Origin of the sequence: Streptococcus mitis, assembly GCF_019929545.1 — a bacterium.
Classification (GTDB): domain Bacteria; phylum Bacillota; class Bacilli; order Lactobacillales; family Streptococcaceae; genus Streptococcus; species Streptococcus mitis_BU.
Map to the genome: position 1 here is coordinate 19,254 of NZ_JAHZPT010000023.1, position 10,475 is coordinate 29,728.

The 10,475-nt window shown below is 41.1% G+C and carries 10 protein-coding genes, 1 tRNA gene, 1 rRNA gene, 1 other RNA gene and 1 pseudogene; all 14 read right to left on the reverse strand.

Annotated elements, in window-relative coordinates:
- Positions 1–766: 766 nt before the first annotated feature.
- Positions 767–1,225: pseudogene (locus tag K1I71_RS07105) on the reverse strand (Rpn family recombination-promoting nuclease/putative transposase); the annotation flags it as partial.
- Positions 1,226–1,229: 4 nt separating this feature from the next.
- Complete coding sequence (locus K1I71_RS07110; protein WP_223330593.1) at positions 1,230–2,189, reverse strand: Rpn family recombination-promoting nuclease/putative transposase; 960 nt, start codon at positions 2,187–2,189, stop codon at positions 1,230–1,232.
- Between the two features lie 118 nt (positions 2,190–2,307).
- Positions 2,308–3,276 (reverse strand): ribose-phosphate diphosphokinase, encoded by a 969-nt coding sequence (locus tag K1I71_RS07115; RefSeq protein ID WP_033682853.1) that lies wholly within the window; start codon positions 3,274–3,276, stop codon positions 2,308–2,310.
- 145 nt (positions 3,277–3,421) lie between these two features.
- Positions 3,422–4,237 (reverse strand): PrsW family intramembrane metalloprotease, encoded by an 816-nt coding sequence (locus K1I71_RS07120; RefSeq protein ID WP_223330594.1) that lies wholly within the window; start codon positions 4,235–4,237, stop codon positions 3,422–3,424.
- Between the two features lie 24 nt (positions 4,238–4,261).
- Positions 4,262–4,759 carry a beta-class carbonic anhydrase gene (locus K1I71_RS07125; RefSeq protein WP_004240973.1) on the reverse strand — a complete coding sequence of 166 codons (498 nt, stop codon included), beginning with the start codon at positions 4,757–4,759 and terminating at the stop codon, positions 4,262–4,264.
- Positions 4,760–4,831: 72 nt separating this feature from the next.
- Positions 4,832–6,193, reverse strand: a complete 1,362-nt coding sequence (gene radA, locus K1I71_RS07130) for a DNA repair protein RadA (protein ID WP_077804517.1) — start codon at positions 6,191–6,193, stop codon at positions 4,832–4,834.
- Positions 6,194–6,206: 13 nt separating this feature from the next.
- Positions 6,207–6,764: a histidine phosphatase family protein gene (locus K1I71_RS07135; protein ID WP_223330595.1), complete on the reverse strand. Its 558-nt coding sequence runs from the start codon at positions 6,762–6,764 to the stop codon at positions 6,207–6,209.
- On the reverse strand, positions 6,724–7,167 hold the full coding sequence (locus K1I71_RS07140) for a dUTP diphosphatase (protein ID WP_078238237.1): 444 nt from the start codon (positions 7,165–7,167) through the stop codon (positions 6,724–6,726). Before K1I71_RS07140 ends, K1I71_RS07135 begins: the two co-directional genes overlap by 41 nt.
- A gap of 56 nt (positions 7,168–7,223) precedes the next feature.
- Positions 7,224–7,321: signal recognition particle sRNA small type (ffs, locus tag K1I71_RS07145), an RNA gene on the reverse strand.
- A gap of 32 nt (positions 7,322–7,353) precedes the next feature.
- A complete protein-coding gene (gene tadA / locus K1I71_RS07150) occupies positions 7,354–7,821 on the reverse strand; it encodes a tRNA adenosine(34) deaminase TadA (protein WP_001110112.1) in 468 nt (155 codons plus the stop codon).
- 199 nt (positions 7,822–8,020) lie between these two features.
- The gene (locus K1I71_RS07155; RefSeq protein ID WP_033686089.1) at positions 8,021–9,307 is read right to left on the reverse strand and encodes an adenylosuccinate synthase; all 1,287 of its coding nucleotides are present in this window, start codon (positions 9,305–9,307) and stop codon (positions 8,021–8,023) included.
- A gap of 233 nt (positions 9,308–9,540) precedes the next feature.
- Complete coding sequence (gene comW, locus K1I71_RS07160) at positions 9,541–9,774, reverse strand: sigma(X)-activator ComW (protein ID WP_045606484.1); 234 nt, start codon at positions 9,772–9,774, stop codon at positions 9,541–9,543.
- Between the two features lie 379 nt (positions 9,775–10,153).
- Positions 10,154–10,227 (reverse strand) — tRNA-Asn (locus tag K1I71_RS07165).
- A 5-nt stretch (positions 10,228–10,232) separates the two neighbouring features.
- A 5S ribosomal RNA gene (rrf, locus tag K1I71_RS07170) occupies positions 10,233–10,348 on the reverse strand.
- Positions 10,349–10,475 lie beyond the last annotated feature (127 nt).

The following is a 10,475-nucleotide window of genomic DNA, read 5'->3' on the forward strand; positions in this document are numbered from 1 at the left end:
AGTTCTGCATCACCTGATTGATCAGTTTTAACAGTAAAGTATTCTGGTTTCTGTTCACCTGAAGCAGGTTTCAAGAAGAAGTCTACTTCTACGTTAGGAACTGGACGTTTACCACCATCAACAACAGTTACACGAACACGACGGTTAAATCCATGTGCTGCGTCACGGTCGTAACGGATGTATTTAGATCCGATAGCAAAACCATAACCAAAACGGCTGTTTGTTGTTGAAGCATCTACACCTGAAATGTTGTGGTTAGGTTCAGTATTTCCACCATGATATGTGCTGAAAGAAGAACCGAAACGGCTATTTGTTGTGTCTTCTGCTGAAACAGCTTGTACAGCACCAAATGCTGCAAGAGCGACTGCGCTTGTCAATAAAACTTTTTTCATCGTTTTATCTCCTTTGTTTTTCTTTAAAATATTTTTTCGTAAGACTATCTTACTACCATACAGTATATAAATATTTGCAGGATTTGTCAAGGGTTTTCTTCGAGTTTTTAAAGTTTTTTCCTATTTTTAGAAAAAAAGGTGAAAAAACAACTTTGTGAGAGTGAATACGCTTAAAATATCCTATATTCAAGTGAAAATCTCACAAACTTTTAATCCTTGATTAAAATCATTCATATCTAATCCACATAGACAGTCGGACAGAACTCACTTCTATGGTATTATCCTATAACCCCTTCGAAATGTCAAGCAAAAATGACAAGTTTTTTGATAACAACTTGCCATTTTATAAACTTTCTACTATTTAAAATGTGACCTTATAGCAAGGCCTCAAACTCTGCGACCGTCATGCCTAATTGCTGACTGGCTACCTCTGGTGTCAGAAGATTTTGTCGAACCATATCTAGGAAAGCAAAGAGTTTTCCTTCTTCCCTTCCTTCAACTTTCCCACGCTCCAGTCCCTGTTCAATCCCCTCAGCTCGTTCACGCTCTAAACCTTGTTCAATACCTTGTTCCAGCCCTTCTGCCCTAGCAGTTTCCAAGGCATAGTCCTGTGCTAACAAGGCTTGTTCTTCACGCATACGTAGTTGACTAAACATTTTTCTGTCCTCCTCGGACCAGCTCTTGTAGTCTAGCAGTTGGTCTGCCTGGCTGATGGCTCGCTCGGGTTCCTGGGTAAAGGGTTTATTCCCAAAAAACTCCAACCAGGGCTTGCGAATCTCGTCTTTGCTGGTTTCTCTGTATTTTTTTAATTCCAAGAACGCTATTACTATGATGACCTTATAAGAGTGCCTCAAACTCTGCGACCGTCATGCCTAATTGCTCGCTAGCAAATTCGGAAGTTAAAACATGTTGGCGAACCATGTCTAAGAAGGCAAAAAGTTTCCCTTCTTCCCTTCCTTCAACTTTCCCACGCTCCAGTCCCTGTTCAATGCCCTCTGCGCGACCACGTTCAAGTCCACGTTCTAAACCTTGTTCAATACCTTCGGCTCTAGCGGTTTCCAAGGCATAGTCCTGTGCTAACAAGGCTTGTTCTTCTCGCATACGTAGTTGACTAAACATTTTCCTGTCCTCCTCGGACCAGCTTTTGTAGTCTAGCAGTTGGTCTGCTTGGCTGATAGCTCGCTCTGGTTCTTGGGTAAAGGGTTTATTCCCAAAAAACTCCAACCACGGTTTGCGAACCTCGTCTTTGCTGGTTTCTCTGTATTTTTTTAGTTCCAAGAACGCCATCTTAACCAGATGGTTTTCTTGTCCATTGTTGGTGATGGTTAAGAACTCACCTGTCGTGTCCTCTCGCATGCTAAAGCTATGAAAGGCTAAATCATCTTGGAAATAATTACTATCGACAATTGCGATAGCGTAAACAGGTGCGATATGTTTGTAACTCTGGTGTGTATCACCTTCACGTTGGCGAATTTTTTCAAGATTTTGATTGACCTGACTGCATAAGTAAGCCCATAAACGATTAATGAAAAAATTCTGATGATGCACCTGAATTTCAATGATTACTTGCGTGCCATTGTCCAACTCCGCCAAAACATCTATACTGGTATAGAAATCCTGCGCTGAGTACGGCAGTGAAGGCAAGACGTGAATGTTACTTCCCTCCAAAATCGTCACATTTTTTGCTGGTAAGTCCAGCATATCGCGAATAAATTGACAAGTGATTTCTGGATTGCTAAATATTTTCTTAGCAACCAAATCATTGGTCGGGCTAATGTCCGGATGTCTTAGAATCATCCTCTTCCTCCTTTTATTATACCACAGTTTTAAATCTAGGTTTCCTAGATTCTCTGGCTCTATCTATTTATTCGGAAAAGAGATGAAAAAAACCTGAGAATCATCTCAGGCTTGGTCATTAAATCTTTTTCTCAATACTGAAAAGTGGAGAAAGTGGGCGTTTTTCATGGATACGGACGATAGCATCCCCTAGGAGATGAGCGATTGAAATTTGCTCAATCTTATCAATCAGACGCTCTTCTGGCAGATAGATGGTATCCAAAACAACCAATTTCTTAATAGCTGACTTTTGGATATTGTCCATAGCAGGACCAGAAAGAACTGGGTGTGTACAGCTTGCGTAGACTTCAACAGCACCAGCTTCTGCAAGGGCATCCGCTGCATGGCAAATTGTACCTGCCGTATCAATCATATCATCAATCAAGATACAAGTCTTGCCTTCGACCTTACCGATGATGTTCATGACTTCACTAGTATTCATCTTATCAACACTACGACGTTTGTCAATGATAGCAATAGATGTTTTCAAAAATTCTGCCAACTTACGAGCACGAGTCACTCCTCCATGGTCTGGGCTGACAACCACATAGTCAGAACCAACCATGCCACGACGCTCAAAATAATCCGCAATCAGAGGAGCCCCCATCAAATGATCCACAGGAATATCAAAGAATCCTTGAATCTGCGCAGCATGCAAGTCGATGGTCAACAAACGATCCACTCCAGCTACTTCAAGCATATTTGCAACAAGTTTTGAAGTGATTGGCTCACGCGCTCTCGCCTTTCTATCCTGACGTGCATACCCATAGTAAGGCATGACAACATTGACAGATTCTGCACTCGCACGCTTCAAAGCATCTACCATAATCAAAATTTCAAGCAGATTGTCATTTACAGGCGAACTAGTTGATTGTAGGATAAAGACGTGTTTCCCACGGATTGATTCTTCAATGTTGACCTGAATCTCTCCATCTGAAAATTGGCGAACACTTGATTTCCCCAACTCTATCCCAATCTCCTGCGCCACACGTTTTGCCAATTCTTGATTAGAAGAAAGGGCAAACAGCTTTAAATCAGAAAAAGACATGATTTCCTCCGGTATATATGTATCGCTTGTGCTTTTCACAAGATTTTTCCATTTACCATTGTAGCGCTTTTTGCACTATTTTTCAATCAAAAATAAAAGAAGGGCAGCATATTTGTGCCCCTGCATTATTCTTTTGAAAAATATTCTAGTTCATCAACTCATTGTGCTTCTCAACAAAGCGATAAGCCTGATAAAAACCATATAGAGTAATGGTCGTAACCACTGGAATCGCTAGTGGCAACTCTGTCTCTAATTCTACAAAAGGAGAGTTAAACAAGAAATGAGTTCCCAAGGCCAAACCTAGGAAAATAAGCCCCTGTTTCTTGCCAACCTTCTGTCCTTTATAGGCTCTGTAAAGCAAGTAAACACCTACTACCGCCAAACCTGAAAAAGTCCAGTGAGAGGCAATTCCTGAGATGATACGCTCTAAAATTCTCGAAATAGTAAAGTCAAAGCCCTCTGGCAAATCTGTACGAATGTAGCCAATATCCTCAATCATTTGGAATCCCAAACCAGAAGCAATCCCAAGTAAAAACAAAGATTTTAATTTTCGCACAGGAATCAAAGCTAAAACAAAGACAAGTGGCAACAATTTCAAGGGTTCTTCTACCAAAGGAGCCACAATCGCACTTTCAAAGGCATTTAAAAATGCACTATCTGGGAAAAGAACCTCCAATAAATCATGGATATAGGTATTAGCAAAGCTAGACAACCAACCTGAAAGGAACATCCCACCCAATAAAGACAGAATCAAGGCATTCTTTGGCAATTCCCATTTTTTCCCAATACGGAAAAGGAAATAAAGAGCCGGAATCATGTAAAAGAGAGCTAGAAAGATAGAAACTCCCATTAGGCCATATTCTGCACCTGACATCGAACCATCCGTATAGTAGATTGTTTCATACTGCAAACCAATACATAGCAATAAAATAAAAATAAATAAAATGCTGTTTTTCTTCATACACTTTCTTTCTATATGAAGTATTTATAATTCTACGACTGTCATACTTCCTGTATCCACATCGTAAATAGCACCAGAGATAATGACATCATCTGGTATTAGGGGAGAATCGATAAGGAGTTGCATGTCCTCACGTACACTCTCCTCTATATCTTGAAAGGGCAAGAAGTCCTGGTCTGACACATCGACACCTAGTTCCTCTTTTAAATACTCCTGAAAAGGCCCATTTTCAAAGGTCTGAGCACCACAGTCTGTATGGTGCAATACCACAATCTCTCTTGTCCCCATTTGTTGCTGGGAAATAACTAGCGAACGAATCATGTCCTCAGTCACTCGACCACCTGCATTCCGCAAGATATGAGCATCCCCAAGTGCCAAGCCCAGAGCTTGCGCCACGTGCAAACGTGAATCCATACAGGTCACAATAGCCACTCTTGTTTTGGGTTTAAGTGGCAGATTTAACTGCCCATGTAGGGCAACATAAGCCTGATTGGCTTGCATAAACTGTTCAAAATACGACACGATTCCCTCCTTGAAAATTTGATAGTCAAATATTTCTCCTATCTTATCATTTTTAAGAGGATTTGTCACAGATTAAGCAAAAACCTTTTTCAAAACTTCCTGAATCGTTGTCACGCCAATGACCTGAATTTCCTTAGGCGGAGTAATTCCTGTCAAAGAATTCTTCGGTACATAAATCTTGGTAAATCCCAGCTTAGCGGCTTCGTTGATACGCTGCTCGATACGATTCACACGCCGAATTTCTCCTGTCAAGCCCAGTTCTCCCACAAAACATTCCTGAGGATTGGTTGGCTTGTCCTTGTAGCTCGAAGCAATGGCAACTGCAACAGCCAAGTCAATGGCAGGTTCATCCAATTTGACACCGCCAGCAGATTTGAGATAAGCATCTTGATTTTGCAAGAGAAGCCCTGCCCGCTTTTCCAAAACAGCCATAATCAGACTCGCACGATTAAAATCAAGTCCTGTCGTCGTACGCTTAGCATTTCCAAACATAGTCGGTGTTACCAAAGCTTGAACCTCCGCCAAAATCGGACGCGTCCCTTCCATGGTCACAACGATTGACGAACCAGTCGCCCCATCCAAACGCTCTTCTAGGAAAACTTGACTCGGATTGAGTACCTCAACCAATCCGCCCGACTGCATCTCAAAAATCCCAATCTCATTAGTGGAACCAAAACGGTTTTTGACCGCTCTTAAAATACGGAAGGTATGGTGGCGCTCCCCTTCAAAGTAAAGCACCGTATCCACCATATGCTCTAGCATACGAGGACCAGCCAAGGTTCCTTCCTTGGTCACATGACCTACGATAAAGATGGCAATGTTATTGGTCTTGGCCAGTTGCATAAGCTCAGCCGTCACCTCACGCACTTGAGAAACAGATCCCTGCACCCCTGAAATCTCAGGAGACATAATAGTCTGAATGGAGTCGATGATGAGGAAGTCTGGCTGGATGCGCTCCACTTCAGCTCGAACACTCTGCATATTAGTCTCTGCATAGAGATAAAACTCGCTATCAATATCTCCCAAGCGCTCTGCTCGCAACTTGATTTGCTGGGCAGACTCCTCCCCACTGACATAGAGAACAGTCCCCACTTGAGACAGCTGGGTTGAGACTTGTAAAAGAAGGGTTGATTTCCCAATTCCAGGATCCCCACCGATAAGAACGAGACTTCCCGGTACCACTCCGCCTCCAAGTACACGGTTGAATTCCTCCATCTCCGTCTTGGTTCGATTGACATTGATGGAAGTCACCTCAGCCAGTTTCATGGGCTTAGTTTTCTCACCTGTCAAGGACACACGCGCATTCTTGACCTCGGCAACCTCAACCTCTTCTACAAAAGAAGACCAAGACCCACAGTTGGGGCAACGCCCCAGATATTTAGGTGAATTATACCCACAATTTTGACATACAAATGTCGCTTTTTTCTTTGCGATGATAAACCTCTTTCTATATCTCTAACTCACACTCAATCACTTGGCAAAAATCAATCTTCTCATTTGGCACAAACTGACGCATGAGCATGTTGTGAGTTACCACTATCACGGTCTGGTAATCTCGATACTTAGCCATGCATTCTAGAAAACGAGACTTCATCTTCGCAGCTGTCTCATATTGAATAGGACTATTAGGAAGTAACTCCCCATTATTTTCTAGAAATATAGCACGAGCTTTTTCAAAATTATCTGTGCCACTTTCATAGACCTGCCATTCATGTAATAAAGACTCCACTCTTAAAGGAAGTCCCGTAGCACAAACCACATAAGAAGCCGTTTCTAAAGCTCTTGTGACTGCAGAAGATACGATTATTTCAGCTGAAGGGAGTAAAGGATTGGTGCTCAGTTTCTGGGCTTGCTGCCGTCCCTTCTCAGACAAGGGGGCCAAATCTATCCCAAATCCCGTATAAGAACGCTCCTCTAACTCACGATAATCTGGCTCCCCGTGACGTACAAAGATAATCTTCATTCTAGTGCCCGGTCGATCCAAATCCACCAGTTCGAACGCCATCAGCCATATCTCCATCTGCAATTAAGAAAGGAGCAAAGACAGCCTGGACAACACGTTCTCCAACTTCAAGAACAACCTCTTGGTCTGTGATATTCTTCATCTGAGCAAAAATATGCCCTTCATTCCCAGGATTTCCATAATAATCCCCATCAATAACCCCAACTGAATTAATTAAAACCAATCCCTTCTTACGAGGGTTTGAAGAACGATCATAGAGGTAGAGAACCTCAGTCGGCTGCATATAAGCCTTAACCCCTGTCGGAACCAAGACAATCTCTCCTGGAGCGATAACTGTGCGCACAGCAACCTTTAAATCGTAACCAGCCGCATGCGCTGTCTCACGCTTGGGCAATAAATTTTCATCTGTAAAACTAGAAACCAATTCAAAACCACGAATTTTCATCATCTTCTCTTTTCTATTATCATTTATTCTAGATTATTCTATCTTATTTATTCGGAAAAAGCACGAAAAAAAGAGCACACAATTCAAATCGCTTAGGGCTGCTGGATTCCTCCCCTGACCCGCTTCACGCAGAACTGTTGCTCCACTATTTATTATATCACATTCCTATTCATTTTAAAAGCAAAATTATTTTTTCCGTCTATTTCTAAAAAAGTCCTGCATAATAGCTGCGCATTCATCTTCCAAAATTCCCGTTTCAACCTCCACACGGTGATTGAGACGCTCATCTGTCAAGATATCGTACAAACTCCCAGCAGCGCCAAATTTCTGGTTTTTAGCCCCATAGACCACGTTTGGAATGCGGGCGAGTCCAATCGCCCCACTACACATGACACAAGGCTCAATGGTCACAAAAAGCGTGCAATCCAGCAAGCGCCAGCTCTCCTCACTCAGGTTCGCATTCTCTATGGCCATAATCTCCGCATGCATAACCGCTCGTTGCAGTTCCTCACGCGCATTATGCCCACGGCCAATGATTTCTCCGTCCTTGACAATCACACAACCAATTGGAATTTCATCGTGTTCAAGAGCAATCTCAGCTTCTCTCAAAGCTTCCCTCATAAAGACTTCTTTTTCTTCAACTGTATAATTCATCCGATTCTCTTTTCCTACTTATCGATTTTATTATTATATCATGATTCCCGAGACAAAAAAAGCCACCGAATGTGGTGACTTTATAGGGAGATTATTATGAAAAAGAAAAGTTTAGGATATTTGTTACAACAAGTTAGGAGGTCTTCTTGTAACTGTCTATAGTATACCCGACCTATCTTAAACAAATCTTAAAAATCTCTTAGGACCAAACACTTTCTAAAATATTTGTTTGTTCACGACCAGGACCTACTGAGAAAGTAGAAATACGAACGCCAACCAATTCGCTCACACGACGAACATAGTTACGCGCATTCTCAGGAAGATCTTCCAAATTACGAACTCCAGTAATATCTTCTGACCAACCTGGCAACTCTTCATAGATAGGTTTGCAACGTTTCAATTGCTCAAGACTAGCTGGATAGTAGTCAATACGTTGACCATCAAGATCATAGGCCACACAGATTTTCACAATATCTAAACCACTCAAAACATCGATAGAGTTCAATGAAAGGTTAGTGATACCAGAAACACGACGACTATGGCGCATCACAACTGAGTCAAACCAACCCACACGACGTGGACGACCAGTTGTTGTACCATATTCATGACCAACTTCACGGATACGTTCTCCCACTTCATCAAACAACTCAGTTGGGAAAGGACCGTCTCCTACACGACTCGTATAGGCTTTACATACACCAACAACCTTGTCAATCTTACTTGGACCAACACCAGAACCAATGGTCACACCACCAGCCACAGGGTTTGATGACGTAACAAATGGATAAGTACCTTGGTCGATATCTAGCATAACACCTTGTGCACCTTCAAAAAGCACACGTTTACCGTTATCAAGCGCATCATTCAAAATGACAGATGTATCTGTCACATACTTCTTAATTTGTTGACCATATTCGTAATATTCTTCAAAAATATCATCGAAAGCAATCGCTTTACTGTCATACAATTTTTCAAAAAGACGATTCTTTTCAGCAAGGTTACGTTCTAAACGCTCACGGAAAATATCTTTATCCAAAAGATCTGCAATACGAATCCCAACACGAGCAGCCTTGTCCATATAAGCTGGACCAATTCCCTTGATTGTAGTCCCAATCTTATTGTCGCCCTTAGCTTCTTCTTGCAAACGGTCTAACTCGATATGATAAGGCAAAATGACATGGGCACGATCAGAAATACGCAAGTTATCAGTTGTCACACCTTCCTCATGAAGATAGCTCAACTCTTTTACAAGAGATTTAGGATTTACAACCATACCGTTTCCAATAACAGAGATTTTTTCAGGGAAGAAAATCCCAGATGGAATCAAGTGCAATTTAAACTTCTTGCCATCAATCACAATCGTGTGACCTGCATTATCACCACCTTGGTAACGCGCAATCACTTCTGCATTCGCTGAAAGGAAGTCTGTAATCTTCCCTTTACCTTCATCACCCCATTGGGTACCTACAACAACAACTGAAGTCATAATCTTGTCTGAGCCCTCAGGCTCTTCCTTTCTCACATACATGGCAGGACTCTCACCTGCAATTATATCTTACAATTTATTATAAGAAAAAATCGCCTTTTTATCAAGAAGAAACAATAGAAAGATTTGCTATTTCCAACTATTAAAAAATGTTTTAGAAAAAATTCCGTCTATTTATCATTATTTTTCCACAAAAAGTAAAATTTGTTCGGAAATTAACTCATACTGTCTCATCAAGCAACAAAACCCTGTCTCATTATCAATTTTTCAAGATACAAACGATAAGCAACACGATAATGGTAAACAATAAAATCCCGATGACTCACAATACGATATCGGACAAGATAATAAATCAAAAACTTAAAATGAACATGTTCCCAATCAAAATTATCACCCAAGAACATACCATACTCTTCTTCAATATTTCTATAAAAATCCATCATCTGATCATAAATACTTTGTAGCATAAATATATACTCCTTTTCTTTTTATGACCTTATTCTAACAAAAAATTATAAACAGTTATTATAAAATCCTGAATTGCTCAAATACCAACCTAAAAAAGATAACAAATAGGAAAAGTTGACAGAATAGGAACAAATATACTACCTAAATTTCAAAAACTAAGATAATGGAAGCCGAAGGATGCGAACCCCTCGAAGGATCATATTTACAGTCCGCAACGTTTAGCCTCTTCGCTACCCTCAATTAAAGTACTAAAAAGATCTCCTTGATCGAAAAAGGAGGGCTCTGAAACTTTACTCAGCAAAAATATCTCACACCAAATAACACTAAATAGATTATTAATTACAAAAAAAGAGGCCTAAACCTCTTTTTTCTTAACTACTCCGCCAGTAGGACTCGAACCTACGACATCATGATTAACAGTCATGCGCTACTACCAACTGAGCTATGGCGGATTAAAGCTAAGCGACTTCCATATCTCACAGGGGGCAACCCCCAACTACTTCCGGCGTTCTAGGGCTTAACTTCTGTGTTCGGCATGGGTACAGGTGTATCTCCTAGGCTATCGTCACTTAACTCTGAGTAATACCTACTCAAAATTGAATATCTATTCAAATTAAGAAAAACGTTCGCTTTCATATTCTCAGTTACTTTGGATAAGTCCTCGAGCTATTAGTATTAGTCCGCTACATGTGTCGCCACA